The organism is Klebsiella sp. WP8-S18-ESBL-06 (assembly GCF_014169755.1).
GTDB lineage: Bacteria > Pseudomonadota > Gammaproteobacteria > Enterobacterales > Enterobacteriaceae > Kluyvera > Kluyvera ascorbata_B.
On the sequence record NZ_AP022256.1, the window covers coordinates 2,278,379 to 2,297,419 of the forward strand.

General features: G+C 55.2%; 20 protein-coding genes. 11 read left to right on the forward strand and 9 right to left on the reverse strand.

The features are described from left to right. The first annotated feature begins 140 nt into the window (after positions 1–140). Positions 141–776 (forward strand): hypothetical protein, encoded by a 636-nt coding sequence (locus H7R76_RS10865; RefSeq protein ID WP_182967956.1) that lies wholly within the window; start codon positions 141–143, stop codon positions 774–776. An 87-nt stretch (positions 777–863) separates the two neighbouring features. Here the strand turns inward: H7R76_RS10865 and H7R76_RS10870 are convergent, their stop codons facing one another. After that, positions 864–1,895, reverse strand: a complete 1,032-nt coding sequence (locus H7R76_RS10870) for an IS630-like element ISEc33 family transposase (protein ID WP_003033020.1) — start codon at positions 1,893–1,895, stop codon at positions 864–866. A 184-nt stretch (positions 1,896–2,079) separates the two neighbouring features. On the opposite strand from H7R76_RS10870, the gene H7R76_RS10875 reads away from it, so the two are divergent. Next, the gene (locus H7R76_RS10875; protein ID WP_182967735.1) at positions 2,080–2,622 is read left to right on the forward strand and encodes an isochorismatase family protein; all 543 of its coding nucleotides are present in this window, start codon (positions 2,080–2,082) and stop codon (positions 2,620–2,622) included. Positions 2,623–2,748: 126 nt separating this feature from the next. Here H7R76_RS10875 and rstA read toward each other — a convergent pair whose 3' ends face one another. Beyond that, complete coding sequence (gene rstA / locus H7R76_RS10880; RefSeq protein WP_182930524.1) at positions 2,749–3,468, reverse strand: two-component system response regulator RstA; 720 nt, start codon at positions 3,466–3,468, stop codon at positions 2,749–2,751. A gap of 178 nt (positions 3,469–3,646) precedes the next feature. Between rstA and H7R76_RS10885 the strand changes: the two genes are divergently transcribed. After that, on the forward strand, positions 3,647–3,982 hold the full coding sequence (locus tag H7R76_RS10885; RefSeq protein WP_182967737.1) for a GlpM family protein: 336 nt from the start codon (positions 3,647–3,649) through the stop codon (positions 3,980–3,982). Positions 3,983–3,985: 3 nt separating this feature from the next. On the opposite strand, the gene folM is transcribed toward H7R76_RS10885, so the two are convergent. The 3 genes from folM to ydgH form a co-directional block, all read right to left on the reverse strand. After that, complete coding sequence (gene folM / locus H7R76_RS10890; RefSeq protein ID WP_106926858.1) at positions 3,986–4,708, reverse strand: dihydromonapterin reductase; 723 nt, start codon at positions 4,706–4,708, stop codon at positions 3,986–3,988. A gap of 39 nt (positions 4,709–4,747) precedes the next feature. Then, positions 4,748–6,130, reverse strand: a complete 1,383-nt coding sequence (locus H7R76_RS10895; protein WP_106926860.1) for an amino acid permease — start codon at positions 6,128–6,130, stop codon at positions 4,748–4,750. A gap of 169 nt (positions 6,131–6,299) precedes the next feature. Then, the gene (ydgH, locus tag H7R76_RS10900; RefSeq protein WP_106926862.1) at positions 6,300–7,250 is read right to left on the reverse strand and encodes a DUF1471 family protein YdgH; all 951 of its coding nucleotides are present in this window, start codon (positions 7,248–7,250) and stop codon (positions 6,300–6,302) included. Between the two features lie 524 nt (positions 7,251–7,774). On the opposite strand from ydgH, the gene pntA reads away from it, so the two are divergent. The 3 genes from pntA to H7R76_RS10915 all read left to right on the forward strand — a co-directional run bounded on the left by pntA (position 7,775) and on the right by H7R76_RS10915 (position 11,024). Next, the gene (pntA, locus tag H7R76_RS10905) at positions 7,775–9,304 is read left to right on the forward strand and encodes a Re/Si-specific NAD(P)(+) transhydrogenase subunit alpha (RefSeq protein WP_182930526.1); all 1,530 of its coding nucleotides are present in this window, start codon (positions 7,775–7,777) and stop codon (positions 9,302–9,304) included. Between the two features lie 10 nt (positions 9,305–9,314). Then, the gene (pntB, locus tag H7R76_RS10910) at positions 9,315–10,703 is read left to right on the forward strand and encodes a Re/Si-specific NAD(P)(+) transhydrogenase subunit beta (RefSeq protein ID WP_106926866.1); all 1,389 of its coding nucleotides are present in this window, start codon (positions 9,315–9,317) and stop codon (positions 10,701–10,703) included. A gap of 132 nt (positions 10,704–10,835) precedes the next feature. Further along, the gene (locus tag H7R76_RS10915) at positions 10,836–11,024 is read left to right on the forward strand and encodes a YdiH family protein (RefSeq protein ID WP_106926868.1); all 189 of its coding nucleotides are present in this window, start codon (positions 10,836–10,838) and stop codon (positions 11,022–11,024) included. A 97-nt stretch (positions 11,025–11,121) separates the two neighbouring features. Here H7R76_RS10915 and uspE read toward each other — a convergent pair whose 3' ends face one another. After that, a complete protein-coding gene (gene uspE, locus H7R76_RS10920; protein ID WP_106926870.1) occupies positions 11,122–12,072 on the reverse strand; it encodes a universal stress protein UspE in 951 nt (316 codons plus the stop codon). 252 nt (positions 12,073–12,324) lie between these two features. On the opposite strand from uspE, the gene H7R76_RS10925 reads away from it, so the two are divergent. Continuing rightward, complete coding sequence (locus tag H7R76_RS10925; protein WP_182967957.1) at positions 12,325–12,819, forward strand: anti-virulence regulator CigR family protein; 495 nt, start codon at positions 12,325–12,327, stop codon at positions 12,817–12,819. 60 nt (positions 12,820–12,879) lie between these two features. On the opposite strand, the gene fnr is transcribed toward H7R76_RS10925, so the two are convergent. Both fnr and ogt read right to left on the reverse strand, forming a co-directional pair. Further along, positions 12,880–13,632 carry a fumarate/nitrate reduction transcriptional regulator Fnr gene (gene fnr / locus H7R76_RS10930; protein ID WP_182967739.1) on the reverse strand — a complete coding sequence of 251 codons (753 nt, stop codon included), beginning with the start codon at positions 13,630–13,632 and terminating at the stop codon, positions 12,880–12,882. Positions 13,633–13,828: 196 nt separating this feature from the next. Continuing rightward, positions 13,829–14,344, reverse strand: a complete 516-nt coding sequence (gene ogt / locus H7R76_RS10935; protein ID WP_106926875.1) for a methylated-DNA--[protein]-cysteine S-methyltransferase — start codon at positions 14,342–14,344, stop codon at positions 13,829–13,831. Positions 14,345–14,931: 587 nt separating this feature from the next. On the opposite strand from ogt, the gene smrA reads away from it, so the two are divergent. Further along, complete coding sequence (smrA, locus tag H7R76_RS10940) at positions 14,932–15,495, forward strand: DNA endonuclease SmrA (protein ID WP_106926877.1); 564 nt, start codon at positions 14,932–14,934, stop codon at positions 15,493–15,495. On the opposite strand, the gene H7R76_RS10945 is transcribed toward smrA, so the two are convergent. Then, positions 15,492–16,298: an IclR family transcriptional regulator domain-containing protein gene (locus H7R76_RS10945; protein WP_106926879.1), complete on the reverse strand. Its 807-nt coding sequence runs from the start codon at positions 16,296–16,298 to the stop codon at positions 15,492–15,494. The genes smrA and H7R76_RS10945 overlap by 4 nt on opposite strands. 168 nt (positions 16,299–16,466) lie before the next feature. Between H7R76_RS10945 and H7R76_RS10950 the strand changes: the two genes are divergently transcribed. From H7R76_RS10950 to pcaF, 3 genes are read left to right on the forward strand one after another with little or no spacing between them, the layout of a single operon-like run. Next, entirely contained in the window at positions 16,467–17,156 is a 690-nt protein-coding gene (locus tag H7R76_RS10950; RefSeq protein WP_106926881.1) for a 3-oxoacid CoA-transferase subunit A, read from the forward strand. Between the two features lie 11 nt (positions 17,157–17,167). Beyond that, the gene (locus tag H7R76_RS10955; RefSeq protein WP_182967740.1) at positions 17,168–17,824 is read left to right on the forward strand and encodes a 3-oxoacid CoA-transferase subunit B; all 657 of its coding nucleotides are present in this window, start codon (positions 17,168–17,170) and stop codon (positions 17,822–17,824) included. A gap of 9 nt (positions 17,825–17,833) precedes the next feature. Further along, positions 17,834–19,036, forward strand: coding sequence for a 3-oxoadipyl-CoA thiolase (pcaF, locus tag H7R76_RS10960; RefSeq protein WP_106926885.1), 1,203 nt, complete (start codon positions 17,834–17,836; stop codon positions 19,034–19,036). Positions 19,037–19,041 lie beyond the last annotated feature (5 nt).

The following is a 19,041-nucleotide window of genomic DNA, read 5'->3' on the forward strand; positions in this document are numbered from 1 at the left end:
GTGTGGGCAATAAAGCATTAAATGTTTTTTGCCAAAGATGCGAATATTAAGAAAACCTTAAGAAGATAGCATTCAATGCTAATGTATTGTCTCCTCTCAATTTTATTATCGTAAGTCGGTTCTTAAGGTAAATTACGATGATGAAATTTGACACACACTTCTCATTCTCTGCGATGGTCCTGCTGGTGCTTTCCGCATTGTTTCCTTTCGCGGCGGAGTGGCGTATTTCGTTGGACGACGGTGCGCTGGTGACACATATCGAGAATGGACAGGCGCTGTGGTTGCTGTTTGGCGCCGTGTTTACCGTGTGCTACAGCAAGCCGTGGGAAAAACCGGCGGGCGAGAAACAGTTCTGGATGTGGGCTACGCTGTGGTGGCTGGTGCTGCTTGGGCGCAGCACCAGCTGGGGGCGCGTTTATTTTCCTGATGCGCCGCGTATTGTGTTTCACGCGATAGCCACGGTACTGGTCGCAGGGGTGCTTCTTTCTCTGCTGTTGTCGCCGCTGCGTAAAGAGATTGTTCGACGCATTAAAGATAGCCCTAAGCCGCTGTGGTTAATGGCCGTCACGGTGATGACATTTTTGATTGCGGACACGATCGAACATCACCGTCTGCTGGCACCCTTGTTTGTGCGTGAACCGAATTATGCGGATCTGATGGAAGAGTTGTACGAAATACCGTTTATGGTGGGGCTGTTTCTGACCAGCTTTTATTTTATGAAACATGATAATGCGGCGTCGCATTCTGTCGGCGTACGATACCAACACAACCTATAAACCTCTGGCTATATCCAGGTTAAAAAGATCGTGGCGATGCGATCGTTTTCATGACGTTCTGGCCCTAAATAGCTGCGCCTAATACCGCTACACTTTTGCCTGACCATGTTTTCCTCCGGGGAATGGGCTGGCGGTTTCCATAAAATGGCGGACCTTTTTCAGTAACTGCCACATTGAGCGGCACTGATGATTACGGGTTATCGTGTCATGAAGTGCCTGCCATAGCCGTTCCACATGATTCACCCACGGCGAGTAAACCGGCTGGTAAATTACCCTGAACTTGGGATTTGCTTTCAACCAGCGCTGTGTTTCGCGGCTTTTATGGATAATGTAGTTATCAACGATCAGCGTGATTGTTTTCGCCCGCCGGTAAGTGGCTTTCAGGTGCTTCAGCAGAGCGATAAACAGCGCTGAACTTTTGCTGTTGCCGCCCACGTAGCTGACTTTACCCGTGCCACTGTGCAGTGCGCCGGCCAGATAGTATTTTTCGTTCTGCCCCGGCGTCACTACCCGTTTCTGCTGTCCGCGCAACTGCCAGTCCGCACCGATTTTAGGATTAAGGTGAATATCCACTTCATCTTCATAAAATACCGGATGCTCTGCGTTGCATTCATCCAGCGCTTTGTGGATTACCGCCATCTTTTCATCTTTATGTGGGTCACGGATGCGCAGAGTTGGCGCGGCCCTGCGCCATACAAGCCCCGCAGATGGCAACCAGCGGCGAACGGTTCCTGCATGTAACTGGCAACCGGTTATCTCATTGATTTTTATTGCCAGTAATTCGGTGCTCCAGCGTGAACGTTGATAACCAAAATCGCCGGGAGAATGCTTTATCAGCTCACGTAACAGGGTGCAGATATGTTCAAAAGGCCAGCGTCGGGAGCGCCCTGCGGGTAAGGATTTCAGGCCTTCAATACCTGAGTGCGTAAACCAGTTAATCCAGCGACCAACGGATGAACGGGCACAACAGAGAGTTCTGGCAACATCGCTGACCCGTTCACCCCGATGAAGCATCAGCATGGCCGTGAGTCTGCGGGCATGATTTTTATCGCGCGTTTTATGAATAGCTTTCTGCATCAGGCGTCGTTCGCCACGGGGTATTGGTGCTATGATCGGCATCGCTCAGTCCGGTTGGTGGTTTTGGTTGGTTTGGCGAATGATCAGATCGCGCAATCCGGGCTGAGTTCCCTTTCAGTGATCTACTATTCCGCGCAGCTATTTAGGCTAACACCCTAAAATCAGCAGCTTGCTATCCTCGCGTGACGGACGTAGTTTGGTGGTTTTCCGTTCGCGCGAGGGTGCTATGCAAGCGTTACTGATCATCGATATGCAGGGGTTTGTTCCGGAAAGAATCGCCGGGGGCATGGCTTATTTTCCCACCAACAGTATCGACAATATGCGCACCGCCATTGCGGCATTCAGGGCGGCAGGCAAGCCGGTGCTGCACGTGCGCCACGAAACGCTGGAGCCTAGCTCACCGATGCACCGGGACTCACCCCAGTTTCAACCCGTTGCCGGCTTTGAAGAGCGTGCCGGTGAAGCGGTATTTATCAAGACCACATCGTCGGCCTTTAGCTCCACCGATCTTTATGACGGGTTAAAGCGTGCGCAGATAAACGATCTTGCCGTCATCGGTGCCGTAGCTGGTTACTGCGTGAATTCTACCGTACGTATGGCGGCCGACCTGGGGCTGTCAATAACGGTGATTCGCGATGCGGTGCTCAGCTTTCCGCTTGAGAACGCAGGCATTAGCGCTGAGGACGTGTACAACGTGACCCTTGGGCTACTGGAAAATGGCTTTGCCCGCGGCGTGAACACCGCTGCGCTGAATCTGGCTGCGGAGTAATTGCAGAAAATGCTGCCATGTGGCGAAGATTTGCGCCGTTGGCAGCATAAACACGCTGTTTTTAAGGTGGGTGGTGCGCTGTCTCTCGAGGGTTATAGTTTTAGCACCAGCATAAAATGCTGATGGCTATTCCCAGGCATGTGGCGCAAAAAGATAACCTTTATTGCGTACGGTTTTAATACGATAAGGCTCCGTCGCGCTGTCCTGGAGCTTTTTGCGCAGGCGTGAAATAGCCACATCGACGCTGCGATCCATCCCGTCATAGCTTACGCCGCGCAGATTTTTCAGCAGCGCGTCGCGGTCCATAATTTGCCCGGCATGGGTAGCCAGCTCCCACAGCAGATCGAAGTCGGCGGTGGAAAGGGCAATGGAGTCTCCGCTCAGCAGCACCTGGCGGTTGACCGGATCGATCGCCAGCGTGCCAAAACGAATGGCTTTATGCGGCGTCAGCGCCGGCTGGGCGGGCGCTGCTGCGCTGCTGCCGGTAGGGCGCTGGCGCAAATGCAAGCGCAGGCGCGCGAGTAGCACGGCCGGTGGGGTGGTTTTCAGGATATAGTCGTTCGCGCCCATTTCCAGCGACAGGATATGGTTCATATCGCTGTCCAGTGAGGTTAACAGCACGATCGGGCCCGGCCATTGGCCGCGCAGATCGCGACACAGCGTCATGCCGTCCTTGCCCGGCAGCATGATATCCAGCAGCACCAGGTCCGGTTGTTCGCGGGCAATGGTTGCTTCGGCGTTATCGCCGCGTGGCTCGACCACCACATCCATATCATGCTTACCCAGATAAGCGGCGATCAACGCGCCTACATCCGGATCATCCTCAACATAAACGATCTTATTCATGACTCTACGCACTGGCTTAAAAAAAGCTACGATACACTGCGCGCGATTTTGCTGCCACAAAAAGCCGCCCCTGCGGCCGTGTTAAAATGGGGGCTGGCAATACCGTTGAATTTCCATTCATTAATGGCACCGCTTCCGCTATGCTGGAGCAACATGTTGTATATTGGTGAATAATAAGATGGGGTTGTTAATTAAGGCGCTGCTTGGCGCGCTGGTGGTGGTACTGATCGGCATTCTGGCAAAAACGAAAAACTACGCCATCGCCGGACTGATTCCGCTGTTTCCTACCTTTGCGCTGATTGCGCACTATATCGTTGCCAGCGAGCGTGGCACCGAGGCGCTGCGGGCCACTATCGTTTTTGGGATATGGTCGATTATTCCGTACTTTCTGTATCTGCTATCGCTGTGGTATTTCACCGGCATGATGCGTCTGCCGCTGGCATTAGCAGGCGCCGTCGCCTGTTGGGGCGTCAGCGCCTGGCTGTTGATTTTCCTATGGGGCCGCCTGCATTAACCTTTAAACCAGCGGTCGCCCGCCGTCGACGGCGTAGGAGCGGCCGGTGACGTAATCGCTGGTGAGAATATACTCAACCAGGTTGATAATTTCTTTCTCGCCGCCGGCGATTTTCATCAGCGATTTATTCAGCGCCTTCTGACGATAGTCCGCATCGTCGCCTTCATTAAACAGCACCAGCGCAGGCGCAATGGCGTTAACCTTGACTTCCGGCGCCAGTTTACGGGCAAACGAACGGGTCATATTATCCAGCGCGGCTTTACTGGCGGCATAGGCAATATGCTTATCGCTGCCGCGTTCAACCACGTAGTCGGTGAAGTGAATAATATCGCTCCCGGCGTGCCCATGACCGCGCAGCAGGTCTTCCAGCTCATGGTTAAGCAGGTAGGGGGCGTGTACGTGAATTTGCATCATGGCGTTGAGCACATGGCTCAGCGGGGTTGTTGGGCTTTCCGCCTGCCAGCCGCTGGCGTTGTGCAGCACGGCGCGTAGGCCGCTGCAGCGTGATTTTACCGCCTCGGCAAAGGTATAGATTCCATCATCGTGGGAAAAATCGGCCTGAATGCAGACCGCCCCGGCCTGTTCCAGCCTATCGATGGCCGGGTAGCGGGTACGGTAGCTGACGATCACCGGCTGCTGCTGGGCGAGAAAATGGTGGGCAAGGGCGAGGCCGATGCGGCGACCTCCACCGGTTATCAGAACGGGGCGTGATAGCGTATTTCCCATCGTTATCTCCATATGTTGTCGACGATGGGGCGACACGCGTTACCCCATCAACATCCACGTTGCCGGCACGGCGGCAAGCAGAAGCAGGCCAATTAAGGCTAATTCGCGGCGCTTGAGCAGGATATTATCCTGATGCGTGCGGCGTGCATAGATAAACACTAACAGACCCGGCGCGTAAAGCACCACCGACAGCAGCAGATGCATCGGGCCGGACGCATACAATAACCATAAGCCATAAATACAGGCGCCGATACCAATCACCTTATGCAGCGGGCGACGGGCGACCTTCAGCAGAAATGCGCCCACCAGAAAATAAGGTACAAGGATCATTTCGGACGCGATGGTCAGCAGCGTATTGTAATCTGAGCCGGTTAGCCAGATCAGCACCAGGCTTGCCTGGACGCAGAGGTTCGTTAACCACAGCGAGGCCGAGGGCGCATTGTTAGCATTCTGGCGGGCAAAGACACGCGGAAACGCTTTGTGCGTAGCGGCCAGCAGCGGGACCTCCGCCGCCATAATCGTCCAACTGAGGTAGGCACCGCAGACGGAAACAATCAGCCCGGCGGCAATGACAATCTCACCCCAGGACCCCATCATTCGCACCATCAACCCGGCCATTGACGGGTTACGCATTTCCGCCAGCTCAGGGCGAGCGACAACGCCCATCGACAGCAGCGTCACCAGCAAATACACCCCCAGCGCGGAAATGACCGCCAGGAGGGTCGCGCGGCCCACGTCTTTTTTATTGCGCGCACGCGCCGAGACAACAACCGCGCCCTCCACGCCGATAAATACCCACAGGGTAATCAGCATGGTGTTTTTCACCTGTTCCCACACCGGCACGCCGAGATCGATGCCGTGGAAATCCAGGGTAAAGATATCACTGTTAAACGCGATGGCGGCCAGCACAATGAACAGGCCTAGCGGCACAAGCTTCGCCAGCGTGGCAACCAGGTTAATGCTGGCGGCGGTCTGTACCCCGCGCAGGACCAGGAAGTGGACGACCCACAGCAGCACCGACGCGCCGACGATCGACTGCCAGGTATTGCCGTCACCGAACAGACGCAGTTCGGGCGTATCGGTAAAGAAACTGAGGGCGGAAAAGACAATCACCAGATACGACACGTTGGCAATAACCGCACAGAGCCAGTAGCCCCACGCCGAACAAAAGCCAATCAGCTCGCCAAAGCCTTCTCGGGCGTAGGTGAAAATGCCGCCGTCAAGATCGGGGCGAATGCGCGTCAGCACCAGCATAGCGACGGCTAAAAACAGGATACCGACGCCGGTAATGGCCCAGCCAATCAGCAGCGCTGCCGGGCTGGCTACCTCCGCCATGTTCTGCGGCAGACTAAAAACGCCGGCGCCGAGCATCGAGCTCAGAACCAGAGCGGTCAGGGCGCTAAGCCCTAATTTCTTTTCCATGTGAATCCTGTTGTGGAAAGAGAAGAACCAGAATATTTATTTGGCGAAATCGCATAAAAATGGAGGATTGCGCTGAAGGCGGCGATTTTACGGAGAGCGCTGCAGACATGCAACACAGGATGGCAGGAAAAGAATAAAAAAGGCGGCCGGGGCCGCCTTTTGCTGTGGCTTACTTGTACAGGTCGGCGCTGATGGTGACGTTGCCGCCGCGCTCCTGCCATTCACGGGTAATATGGTAGTACTTAGCGCCTTTCTTAGCGGCACGTTTGGCCACCTGGTAAGACACTTCGGTCATGTTGCCGTAGTTACCGGTGAATTTGATGCTGTCGAACGGAATCATCTGCGCAGCGGTGATTTTATTCAGTTCTTCAACCTTGGTGCCATCCGGCAGCGTGACACTGTAACGCCCGCCTTTCGATGTTTGCGTTTCGAAGAAGCGGCCTACGCCGGTGCCGGAACCCACTGCGGCCGTGGTGGCTACGCCTGGGATCTCAACCTGTTTCGCGGCTTCGCCACCTTCTGCCAGCATCTTACGACCCGCATCGGAGTCAGCCGGAATGGCGTCCGGGCTCTGCAGCACACGTTTTTTCGCATCAGCTTTATAGATATAGGCAGTAATACGCTGGTTACCGCCGTCGTTGGCATCCACCTGGCGCACGATAAAGAAAGAGTCTGCGCCTTTTGCTTTAGCGGCTTTAGTAATGGCGTCGTTGACTTCCGGCTGGCTGCGGTAGAAGCCCTGCACGGTAACGGTGTCGTACGGCTCCAGCTCAACGGCCTGATCTTTCGGCAGTTCCATTACGCCGTTGATGATGCGGTTTTTCGGGGTGTCGGCCTTCGGTGCATCTTGTTTATAGAGGTCAGCCGTCACGCGCCAGTTGCCGCTGTTGCCGTAGTCAGACGTATCGACAACATAGAAAGAGGCTGCGCCTTCTTTGTCCGCTTTACGTGACATCGCATTGACGGCGTCGCCAATGGCGGTAAAGCGACCGGTGATCACTACGCGGTCATAGGGCTTTAATGCGGACGCTTGCTCCGGGGTCAGCTCGGTGGCTGCTTGGGCGGACATTGCCGCGGCAGACAGCATGACGGACACGAGGAGGGTGTTCTTAAGCTTCATAAAAATAATCCTTCGCCTTGCGCAAACCAAATTCGGGTCATGTTGTTAATGGGAAAACGTCTGATTATGGCATTGAAATGACGCCATTGTCTGCGTCATTTTTAACTTCAGATGCGAACCCGGTGACGGTTTTGGATAACTTTTCCTGATATGTTGAAAAAACGGGCGCTTGACCAGAAAAAGCGGTCAACCATATGACTTTTTTAAGTTAATGGAATGTTAAACGCGCTGCTGCGCCCGCGAAAAATCATGTTTTCCCACGGAGATGAAGCGAATTATGAGGTTCGCGACTCAAATGGGGGTAAATATCGCTGTTTGCAGCGGCCGGAACTCCTTATTTGGCATTTAATGCAAAAATACTGTTTTTCGGCGCTAGATCACAATCGGTATTTTCAGTAGGTTATAGAAAGTTTGTTACTGTTTTATTTATTCAGGTTGTTCGCCTGTTGGTCACTGACGGGGTATCCGCAACAAACTGACAAAACGGCAAACCATCAAATAAGAACCGCTATAAGGGAATCGTTATGCGTATTGGTGTACCGAAAGAGAGGTGGGCCCAGGAAACGCGAGTTGCAGCAACGCCGAAAACGGTAGAGCAGCTGCTGAAACTCGGTTTTAGCGTGGCAGTGGAGAGTGGTGCAGGAAAATTAGCCAGCTTTGATGATGGCGCCTTTGTCCAGGCTGGGGCGGAAATCGTCTCAGGTGACGATGTCTGGCAATCCGACGTTATTCTCAAAGTTAACGCGCCGCTGGATGAAGAAATTGCGTTGCTGAATCCGGGCACCACGCTGATTAGCTTTATCTGGCCGGCACAAAATGCCGAGCTGATGGCGAAACTCGCCGCGCGCAATATTAACGTGATGGCGATGGATTCTGTGCCGCGTATTTCCCGCGCGCAGTCGCTGGATGCGCTGAGCTCGATGGCAAATATCGCGGGCTACCGCGCCATTGTTGAAGCCGCCCACGAGTTTGGCCGCTTCTTTACCGGGCAGATTACCGCTGCGGGTAAAGTGCCGCCGGCCAAGGTGATGGTGATCGGCGCGGGCGTTGCCGGGCTTGCTGCCATTGGCGCGGCAAATAGCCTTGGCGCGATCGTCCGTGCCTTTGATACTCGCCCGGAAGTGAAAGAGCAGGTGCAGAGCATGGGCGCCGAATTCCTCGAGCTGGACTTCAAAGAAGAAGCCGGCAGCGGAGACGGCTATGCCAAAGTCATGTCCGAGGCGTTTATCGCTGCGGAAATGGCCCTGTTTGCCGCCCAGGCAAAAGAGGTCGACATTATCGTGACCACCGCGCTGATTCCGGGCAAACCGGCACCGAAGCTGATCACCCGCGAAATGGTCGACTCCATGACGCCGGGCAGCGTCATTGTCGATCTGGCCGCACAGAACGGCGGCAACTGTGAGTACACCGTGGCGAATGAAATCGTCACCACCGCAAACGGCGTGAAGGTGATTGGTTATACCGATCTGGCTGGCCGCCTGCCGACGCAGTCCTCCCAGCTGTATGGCACTAACCTGGTGAACCTGCTGAAGCTGCTGTGCAAAGAGAAAGACGGCAATATCGCCATCGACTTTGACGATGTCGTGGTTCGCGGCGTAACCGTGATCCGCGAAGGGGAAGTCACCTGGCCGGCACCGCCGATTCAGGTTTCTGCCCAGCCGCAGGCTGCGCCAAAAGCAGCTCCGGCAGCAAAAGAACCCGAAAAACCGGCGTCGCCGTGGCGGAAATACGCGCTGATTGCGCTGGTCATTATCCTGTTTGGCTGGTTGGCGAACGTGGCGCCGAAAGAGTTCCTCGGCCACTTTACCGTCTTCGCGCTGTCCTGCGTCGTTGGTTACTACGTGGTGTGGAACGTCTCTCATGCGCTGCACACGCCGCTGATGTCGGTGACTAACGCCATTTCGGGCATTATCGTGGTTGGAGCATTACTGCAGATAGGCCACGGAGGCTGGGTGAGCTTCCTGAGCTTTATCGCGGTGCTGATCGCCAGCATTAATATTTTTGGTGGTTTCACCGTCACTCAGCGCATGCTGAAAATGTTCCGCAAAGGATAAGGGGTAACACATGTCTGGAGGATTAGTCACAGCTGCATACATTGTTGCCGCCGTCCTGTTTATTTTCAGCCTGGCCGGTTTGTCTAAACACGAAACGTCACAGCAGGGAAACTACTACGGTATTGCCGGTATGGCCATTGCGCTGATTGCCACCATCTTCGGGCCGGATACCAGCAACGTCGCATGGATCTTGCTGGCGATGATTATCGGCGGCGCGATCGGTATTCGCCTGGCGAAGAAAGTGGAAATGACCGAAATGCCGGAGCTGGTGGCGGTGCTGCACAGCTTCGTGGGTCTGGCGGCGGTGCTGGTGGGCTTCAACAGCTACCTGCAGCACGAAACCGGCATGGACCAGATTCTGGTCAATATTCACCTGACCGAAGTGTTCCTCGGTATCTTCATCGGTGCGGTGACCTTCACCGGTTCTATCGTGGCGTTCGGCAAACTGTGCGGCAAGATGTCCTCGAAGCCGCTGATGCTGCCAAACCGCCACAAGCTGAATCTGGCGGCGCTGGTGGTTTCCTTCCTGCTGATGGTCGCTTTTGTGCGTACCGACAGCGTTGGCACCCAGGTTCTGTGCCTGCTGGTAATGACGGTTATCGCGCTGGCCTTTGGCTGGCACCTGGTGGCGTCAATTGGCGGGGCAGACATGCCGGTAGTCGTCTCCATGCTGAACTCCTACTCCGGTTGGGCGGCGGCGGCGGCGGGCTTTATGCTCAGCAACGACCTGCTGATCGTCACCGGCGCGCTGGTCGGTTCTTCCGGTGCCATTCTGTCGTACATTATGTGTAAAGCGATGAACCGTTCGTTCTTCAGCGTTATCGCTGGCGGCTTTGGTACCGACGGCTCCTCAAGCGGCAGCGAAGAAGAAGTGGGTGAGCACCGCGAAATTACCGCGGAAGAAACCGCCGAGATGCTGAAAAACTCGCACTCGGTCATCATCACCCCGGGCTACGGCATGGCGGTCGCGCAGGCGCAGTATCCGGTGGCGGAAATCACCGAGAAGCTGCGCGCGCGCGGCATCAAGGTGCGCTTCGGTATTCACCCGGTTGCCGGGCGTCTGCCGGGGCATATGAATGTGCTGCTGGCAGAGGCGAAGGTGCCTTATGACATCGTGCTCGAAATGGACGAAATTAACGACGACTTCGCCGACACCGATACCGTTCTGGTTATCGGCGCGAACGACACCGTTAACCCAGCCGCGCAGGACGATCCGAAGAGTCCTATTGCCGGGATGCCGGTGCTGGAAGTGTGGAAGGCGCAGAACGTTATCGTCTTCAAACGCTCGATGAACACCGGCTATGCCGGCGTGCAGAACCCGCTGTTCTTTAAAGAGAACACCCAGATGCTGTTCGGCGATGCGAAAGCGAGCGTGGACGCGATTCTGAAAGCGCTTTAATCACGCGCATAAAGCAGAAAAGCCGCCTGTTGTTTGGGCGGCTTTTATTTGTCTGTCGATTGCTTTTGGTCAAAAAACGCGCAGCGAAAGGTGCTATACTGCATAACGTCGTCTAAACCTATAGAGGAAGTTATGGATACCTTGTTAACGCCTGCACAACTGGCAATCGAATTTCTCCGCCGTGAAACCACGCCTTTAACCCCCGCACAGTACCTGAAACGCGTTAAGCAGCTCGAGCTGGAGTTTGCCGATCTGATGTCACTCTCTGCTATTGAGCTCAAAGAAGAGATCGATTTTGCCTGGCGACTAGGCCTCCATTGATAGACTCCACCGTTCAGCCGGGGAAGCAAAGTCGGCTGGTAGCGATAAGAGATAAAAAAACCGGCCAGCAGCCGGTTTTTAGCCTTAAAAGACGAGCTTAATCGTCTTCTTCGTCGTCCATCTCAACCGGCGTCTGGTAGTCGTTCGGCTTGATGGCGAGCAGGTCACAGCGCAGGTGATCGATCACCTGTTCAGCGGTGTTGCCGAGGAAAGCGGCAGAAATGCCGGTACGCCCGACGGTGCCCAGCACCACGATACCCGCATCCAGATGTGCGGCCAGATCCGGGATGACTTCTTCAGGCAGCCCCTTCTCTACATGGGTAAACTTCTCATCAATGCCGAACTTCTGGCGCAGCGACTTCATGGCTATCAGATGCTGGCCACGAATCGCGTCGTTATAAACGCTGGGATCGAAGTCAGGCAGTTCGATGGCGATATTGATAGGCGTCACCGGGTAGGCACCGACCAGATGCACTTCGGTATGGTTGACCTGTTCGGCCAGTTCGATGGTCTCTTTGACCAGCTTTTCGTTCAGCGCGTTGTGGTACGCCTCTTCGCTGGCAAGATTGACCGCAACCAGCGCTTTCCCGCCCTCCGGCCACGGCTGGTCTTTTACCATCCACACCGGGCACGGGCATTTACGCAGCAGGTGCCAGTCGGTTGGGGTAAAGATCACGGACTCCAGCTTGTCGTGCTGGTGCGCCATTTTCAGCAGCAAATCATGACCGCCGCTGACCACTTCCTGAATAATCGCCTCGAACGGACGATTGTGCCATACCACTTTAATCTCCAGCGGAACGCCGGCTTCCAGGTAGAATTTCGCCTGCTCGCGGATCCATGCGGTTCGCTGGCTAATGACGCCCTGGCGCATTGCGGTGCGTTCATCAGGAGACAGAAGGGTCGTCATCTCGTAGGAAAAATCATAGATTGGCAAAAACGCTTTAATGCGACCGCCAATCAGCTTGTGAAGATAAACAGCGCGCCGCAGCGCGGGCTGATCGTCCTGGTTGGGGTCAATCGCCACGAGCATATTTTGATATCTGGCCATACAGGGTCTCCTTACAGCTGTAACCACAGTTTGTCAGTAAAAGATAACTCATATAATGGGATTGAAACAGGGGAGAACCTTCGTAAGATCAATAAACAGGATAAATTAACCCGACGGCGCCAGGCGGGAAGAATTCAGCAGCGCAGCGCCATGAGCCGGCCACACGGGTTAAAAAATCAGATTTATTGCGTAGGTTATTTTGTTCTGAATCTTTTACATTACTAATAGGTTCCGGCACAGAAGGAAATGATGATGTCCAGACGTTCTTCAGTCTCAACGGCGGTGGTGGCGATCGTGACGTTGGTCCTTTGCACCACTCCCGCGTTGGCTAATCCCGGCAACGGGCACGGTAATGGAAACGGTAATCATGGTAATGGCAATAATGGCAACAAGGGAAGCAGCCAGCAGTGGAGCGGCGGGCATGATAACGGGCATGCGAGCGCAGGGCGAAAAGATTACGGTAAACCCGATCGTGTCGATCGCGATATTAGCTATGCAGCGGCCAGGCAGCTAGCGGTCAACTTTGGCTTAACCGGCTATAAATCGTTACCGCCGGGGATCGCTAAAAACCTGGCCCGTGGAAAACCGTTGCCGCCGGGTATTGCCAAAAAAACGGTGCCCGGTTCGATGCTGAATCAACTGCCGTACTACCCGGGTTACGAATGGCAGATCGTTGGCGACAATCTGGTGCTGATTGCGCTGAGCACGGCCATCGTCACGACGATTATCAACGGCGTGTTTGATTAAACGAAGGCAATAAAAAACCCCGGCAGGCCGGGGTTTTTTATTTGTAGAGCAAAACGGGCATCAGGCAACGTTGCGGGTATGTCCCGCCAGTACCGCCAGCGCATCGCTGTTTTCGATGGTAATGTATTTACCTTTAACCGCCAGCATGCCGCTTTTCTGGAAACGACCCAGCAGACGGCTGATCGTTTCGACCGTCAGGCCGAGGTAGTTACCGATGTCGCCACGAGTCATCGTCAGACGGAATTCGCGCGGAGAGAAGCCTCGCTGGGCGAAACGACGTGACAGATTGTAGATAAATGCCGCCAGACGCTCCTCGGCATTTTTCTTCGACAGCAGCAGGATCATGTCCTGATCGCCTTTGATCACGCCGCTCATTAAACGCATCATCTGCTGGCGCAGGTTCGGCATTTTACCCGAGAGATCGTCAAGCGTTTCGAACGGAATTTCGCAAACCATTGAGGTTTCCAGCGCCTGTGCAAAGCTCGGATGGTGCCCGGTGCCGATGGCATCGAAACCAACCAGATCGCCCGCCAGATGGAAGCCGGTAATCTGCTCGTCGCCTTGTTCAGTAATGGTGTAGCTCTTGATGGTACCGGAACGGATCGCATACAGAGACTTCAGTTCATCGCCGGCTTTGAATAAAGTTTGCCCTTTCTGAATGGGCTTTTTGCGCTCGATAATATTATCCAGCTGATCAAGCTCATGCTCATTAAGAGTGAACGGGATGCAAAGCTGGCTGATGCTGCAATCCTGACAATGGATCGCGCAACCGCCAGACTGAATGCGTCGTATAATTCTCTTTTCCGGGATCATAGGTTTGCTCAAGCCGTAATTGATATTGGTCAATTTTAACATCTTTTTGGTGAGCAGGTAAGTCTCGACGCGCGTATTCACCCAAGATTAAAAAGGGATAGCCTGGATTGATATATATCTAATTGATATGGTTTATAAAATTTCAGACATCTTTACGCTTAAACGCGCCGTTGCACGTCGAAAAGGGCACAGAAAATCAAAGCAGCAGGTAACCTTCATGGCGCAGAAGCCACTCTTTGCGCTGCACGCCTCCGGCATAGCCGGTCATGGTTCCGTTGCGGCCGATGACTCGATGGCAGGGGACCACAATGCTCACCGGGTTCGCGCCGTTTGCTGCACCCACCGCGCGCGCAGCGCCTGGACGACCAAGCTGTTCGGCGAGCTGGCCATAATGCATGACCTGGCCGCAGGGAATGGTGCGCAGAGCTTGCCACACTTCACGCTGAAACGGCGTCCCAGCGGTGGCGGTGGGAAGCGATTCAATAATTGCCAGGTCGCCGTCAAAGTAGTTCGCCAGCTGCTGACTGAGCCCGCCGGGGTTAGCCGACGTTACGCGGGTATAGCCTTCGGCGCGGTAGTGGATATCCAGCAACTGCTCCATGCGGTCGCTGTGTTCTTCCCATTCAACGGCGCGCAGATGAAATTGCTCATCGCACAGAATCCACAGCGGCCCAAGCGGGGTGGTTATTTTATCTTCAAGCAAAGTCAGCATGCGTACTCTCTGTATTTGTTTACGCAAATTATTCTCGCGTCACCATAGCATGTGGGCGGGGACGACTCTATACCTCAGATGTATAACCTTATAATTAATGTGGTGTATTTATAATCAAAGGTAAACTTCGCTAAAACTGATCAATAAATAAGATAAAGCCGAGGCGAGAATATAAAGCGAGGGCCGTAAGGTAAAGATATATCATTGAATGGGCGGGTAAAGTCACTGCCGGCGGGCGTAGAATAAAAATCGGGGTCTGTCGACATCGCCAGACCCCGCAGCAACCACACAATTGTATCCGTACCGTTCCCCACATTTTGCTCCGCACAGCGGGTATTACTATTTATAACGGGTCTGCGTTTATTTTCCAGATAATTCTTGGTGATTTATTTCACGTATTCAAAATAGCCCCCAACAATTAATGGCTGATTTACTGTATTTAAGGTTGAGTTAAATAATTCATATTTTGAATTTGTTACACATTTATATACTTCGCAGAGTGATTATTTAACAGTAAAGGGAAAAGCATTGAGCACGCCAATCCTCACGGCTATAGTATGCGCCAGTTGCAACACTGGGGAGTTCTCATGAATCTTGACGACAAATCGCTGTTTCTTGGCGCCATGGAGGATGTCCAGCCGCTGAAGCAGCACAGTGATGTTCACTGGCAGCCCGTACGAAACTCCCGGACCCGCCAGCAGATCGATACGCTCCAGCTGGACAATTTTCTGACGACCGGCTTTCTTGACATCATCCCGCTGGGGACGCCGCTGGAGTTTAAGCGCGAAGGGCTACAGACCGGCGTGCTGGATAAACTGCGTCAGGGAAAATACGGCCAGCAGGCGAGCCTTGAGCTGCGCCAGCAAACGGTAGAAAGCTGCCGCCAGAATGTGTATGCCTTTATTGTTCAGGCACAGCGTGACAATTTGCGTAATGTCTTGATTATTCACGGTAAAGGCAAAGAGGACGGTTCGCACGCTAATATCATCCGCAGCTATCTGGCCCGCTGGTTAACCGAATTTGACGACGTTCAGGCCTTTTGCAGCGCGCTGCCGCATCATGGCGGCAGCGGTGCATGTTACGTGGCGCTGCGTAAGTCGGCGGTCGCTAAGCAAGAAAACTGGGAACGTCACGCCAAACGCAGCCGTTAGCGCAGCAGCAGCGACAGCTCTGCGGCGGCTTTTTGCAGCTCGGGCAGCACGCGCTCGAGCAGCTCGTTGGCCGACACCTGACCGGCGTGCACGCCAACGTTTAGCGCGGCTTCAACCTGGCCCTGGGCGTTGAACAGCGGCACCGCCAGTGAACGCAGCCCCATTTCCAGTTCCTGATCGTTTAACGCATACCCCTGCTGGCGTACGGCCTTCAACTCGCTGCGCAGCTTGCTGACCGAGGCGATGGTCTGCGGGGTGTAACGAATCATGGTGATGCGTGCCAGCATATCGTTTAGCTTCTCTTCCGGCTGATGGCTTAGCAGCACGCGACCCATTGACGTTGACCAGGCGGGCAGACGGCTGCCGATATCCAGATCGATAGTCATAATGCGCGAGCTTGAGGCGCGGGCGATATACAGAATATCGTCGCCGTCGAGCGTGGCGATGGAGCACGACTCATTCAGCATCTCACTCAAGTGTTTCAGTACCGGCTGCGCCGAACGGGCCAGCGGGGTAGAGGCCAGCCACGCGTGACCCAACGATAAAATACGCGGACGCAGCTGAAAATGCTTACCGTCCTCGGCGTAAACAAAACCCAGTTTGCCCAGCGTATACAGGCAGCGGCGCACCGCCGCGCGCGGGATCCCCGTCTTCTGGCTGATTTGCGAAATCGACAGCAGCCGACGCTGTGGGGTGAACGCCTGAATCACCTCCAGCCCGCGTGCTAGCGAAGCCATAAAGTTGGGGTCGCCCTTAAACGGGTCGCTATCGCCCGTCAAAATATCGTCCGGATGTTTGTCCACTTTTTCTCTCCGATTATGCCGTCGATCACATTCTGAACCTAAACATACATGATGTTCGATTATCGCACCATATTTCGATTATCGCCCTTGACCGACATCGTTAAGCGGGTCACATTTTGTGCGAACAACGAATATTAGTGCGATAACCGCACAACAAGGAGCAACCTGATGATTGATAAAAGTGTGCCGTCGCTGGCCGATGCCGTCGCGGGTATCCACGATGGCGCGACGATTATGATTGGCGGCTTCGGGCCTGCCGGGCAGCCGACGCTGCTGATCGATGCCCTGATTGAACAGGGCGCGCGCGACCTGACCATTATCAACAACAACGCCGGTAACGGTGAAATCGGCCTCGCAGCGCTGCTCAAAGCCGGACGCGTGCGCAAGATGATTTGCTCGTTCCCGCGTCAGGTCGATTCACATATTTTTGATGATCTTTATCGTCGCGGCAGCGTCGAGCTGGAGCTGGTACCGCAGGGCAACCTGGCGGCCCGCATTCAGGCCGCGGGCGCCGGGCTGGGGGCGATTTTCACACCTACGGGCTACGGCACGCCGCTGGCGGAAGGCAAAGAAACCCGTGAAATCGATGGCCGCCACTATGTGCTGGAGTACCCGATAAGCGCTGATTTTGCATTGATTAAAGCTCACCAGGCCGACCGTTGGGGCAATCTGGTTTACCGTAAAGCTGCGCGTAACTTCGGGCCGATTATGGCTACGGCGGCGAAAACCACCATTGTGGAAGTGGCCAGCATGGTCGCGCTGGGCGACCTCGATCCTGAAAACGTCGTCACGCCCGGCATCTTCGTTCAGCGCGTGTATGCGCAGGAATCTCACATCGCTCAGGCACAGCGCGCTTAAGGAGCCGAAAAATGCAGAAACTCTCTCGCGACAATATGGCCAAACGCGTGGCACAGGATATCCCTGAAGGGGCCTACGTTAACCTGGGCATTGGGCTGCCAACTCGCATCGCCAACTATTTGCCGTCGGATAAAGAAGTTTTTTTACACAGTGAAAACGGCCTGCTGGGCATGGGGCCAAAGCCCGCACCTGGTGAGGAGGACCCGGAGCTGATTAACGCTGGGAAAGAGTACGTGACGCTGCTGCAGGGCGGCTGCTATTTCCATCACGGTGATTCGTTCGCCATGATGCGCGGCGGCCATCTCGATATTTGCGTACTGGGGGCCTATCAGGTTTCGGCTCGCGGCGATCTGGCCAACTGGAGCACCGGCGCGCCGGATGCCATTCCTGCCGTGGGGGGCGCGATGGATCTGGCCGTCGGCGCACGTCAGGTGTTTGTCATGATGGACCATCTGACCCGTGACGGCGAATGTAAGCTGGTGGAGCACTGCACCTATCCGCTGACCGGCGTAGGCTGCGTCAGCCGTATTTATACCGACCTGGCGGTTATCGATATCACCGCCCACGGCCCGGTGGTGCGTGAGATTTTCAACGGCCTCTCCTTTGATGAGCTTCAGCGCATCACGCCGGTTACCCTGACTTATGACGCGGTCGCGGAAACCGCTTAAGGAATGATGATGAATCAAGCATTTATCTGCGACGCGGTACGCACACCGTTTGGTCGTTTTGGTGGTACTCTGGCTGGCGTTCGCGCTGACGACCTTGCGGCACTGCCGCTGAAGGCGCTGCTGGAGCGCAATCGCGGGTTAGACCCATCGCGTATTGATGATGTGATCTACGGCTGCGCCAACCAGGCGGGGGAAGATAACCGCAACGTCGCGCGCATGGCGCTGCTGTTGGCCGGTCTGCCGGAAACGGTGCCAGGCAGTACGATTAACCGGCTTTGCGGCTCCAGCCTCGATGCCATCGGCGTGGCGGCGCGCGCGATTAAAAGCGGCGAAACGCAACTGATGATTGCCGGCGGCGTGGAAAGTATGTCGCGTGCGCCGTTTGTGATGGGCAAAGCGGAAAGCGCCTTTAGCCGTACGATGAAAATGGAAGATACCACCATCGGCTGGCGCTTTATCAACGGGCAAATGAAAGCACTATACGGCGTAGACTCGATGCCGGAGACGGCGGAGAACGTGGCGATGGATTTCGCCATCTCGCGTGTCGATCAGGATGCCTTTGCGCTGCGCAGCCAGCAGCGTACCGCGCAGGCGCAGGCTAACGGCGCCTTTAACGATGAGCTGATTCCGGTATGGGTGCCGCAGCGTAAGGGCGAAGCGCTGAATTTCTCACAGGATGAACACCCGCGCAGCACATCCATCGAGGCGCTGGCGAAACTGAAAGGGGTGGTGCGCCCCGATGCGACCGTCACCGCCGGGAATGCCTCCGGGGTCAACGACGGTGCCTGCGCCTTGTTGCTGGCAAGCGAACGGGCGATGACGCAGAATGATTTACAGCCGCTGGCCCGCGTAGTTGGCGTGGCGACCGCTGGCGTTGCGCCACGAATCATGGGGTTCGGGCCGGCCCCGGCGGTACGAAAAGTCCTTGCGCAGACGGGGTTAACGCTGGCGCAGATGGACGTTATCGAATTGAATGAAGCGTTTGCCGCGCAGGCGCTGGCGGTGCTGCGCGATCTGGGCCTGCCTGACGACGCCCACCATGTGAATCCGAACGGCGGGGCGATTGCATTGGGCCATCCGCTTGGTGCCTCCGGCGGCCGACTGGCGATGACCGCTGCTTACCAGCTGCGTCGTACCGGCGGCCGGTATGCGCTGTGTACCATGTGTATCGGCGTCGGACAGGGGATCGCGCTGATTATTGAACGCGTATAAGGAGC

Excerpts from the sequence above, each read along its gene's own strand:
- H7R76_RS10955 (WP_182967740.1), top strand. The coding sequence starts at position 17,168 with ATGCAGAAACTCTCTCGCGACAATATGGCCAAACGCGTGGCACAGGAT.
- H7R76_RS10885 (WP_182967737.1), top strand. The coding sequence starts at position 3,647 with ATGGGGTTGTTAATTAAGGCGCTGCTTGGCGCGCTGGTGGTGGTACTG.
- H7R76_RS10870 (WP_003033020.1), bottom strand. The coding sequence starts at position 1,895 with ATGCCGATCATAGCACCAATACCCCGTGGCGAACGACGCCTGATGCAG.
- pntA (WP_182930526.1), top strand. The coding sequence starts at position 7,775 with ATGCGTATTGGTGTACCGAAAGAGAGGTGGGCCCAGGAAACGCGAGTT.
- folM (WP_106926858.1), bottom strand. The coding sequence starts at position 4,708 with ATGGGAAATACGCTATCACGCCCCGTTCTGATAACCGGTGGAGGTCGC.
- smrA (WP_106926877.1), top strand. The coding sequence starts at position 14,932 with ATGAATCTTGACGACAAATCGCTGTTTCTTGGCGCCATGGAGGATGTC.
- H7R76_RS10925 (WP_182967957.1), top strand. The coding sequence starts at position 12,325 with ATGTCCAGACGTTCTTCAGTCTCAACGGCGGTGGTGGCGATCGTGACG.
- uspE (WP_106926870.1), bottom strand. The coding sequence starts at position 12,072 with ATGGCCAGATATCAAAATATGCTCGTGGCGATTGACCCCAACCAGGAC.
- ydgH (WP_106926862.1), bottom strand. The coding sequence starts at position 7,250 with ATGAAGCTTAAGAACACCCTCCTCGTGTCCGTCATGCTGTCTGCCGCG.
- H7R76_RS10865 (WP_182967956.1), top strand. The coding sequence starts at position 141 with ATGAAATTTGACACACACTTCTCATTCTCTGCGATGGTCCTGCTGGTG.
- pcaF (WP_106926885.1), top strand. The coding sequence starts at position 17,834 with ATGAATCAAGCATTTATCTGCGACGCGGTACGCACACCGTTTGGTCGT.
- rstA (WP_182930524.1), bottom strand. The coding sequence starts at position 3,468 with ATGAATAAGATCGTTTATGTTGAGGATGATCCGGATGTAGGCGCGTTG.
- ogt (WP_106926875.1), bottom strand. The coding sequence starts at position 14,344 with ATGCTGACTTTGCTTGAAGATAAAATAACCACCCCGCTTGGGCCGCTG.
- fnr (WP_182967739.1), bottom strand. The coding sequence starts at position 13,632 with ATGATCCCGGAAAAGAGAATTATACGACGCATTCAGTCTGGCGGTTGC.
- H7R76_RS10950 (WP_106926881.1), top strand. The coding sequence starts at position 16,467 with ATGATTGATAAAAGTGTGCCGTCGCTGGCCGATGCCGTCGCGGGTATC.
- pntB (WP_106926866.1), top strand. The coding sequence starts at position 9,315 with ATGTCTGGAGGATTAGTCACAGCTGCATACATTGTTGCCGCCGTCCTG.
- H7R76_RS10895 (WP_106926860.1), bottom strand. The coding sequence starts at position 6,130 with ATGGAAAAGAAATTAGGGCTTAGCGCCCTGACCGCTCTGGTTCTGAGC.
- H7R76_RS10915 (WP_106926868.1), top strand. The coding sequence starts at position 10,836 with ATGGATACCTTGTTAACGCCTGCACAACTGGCAATCGAATTTCTCCGC.
- H7R76_RS10875 (WP_182967735.1), top strand. The coding sequence starts at position 2,080 with ATGCAAGCGTTACTGATCATCGATATGCAGGGGTTTGTTCCGGAAAGA.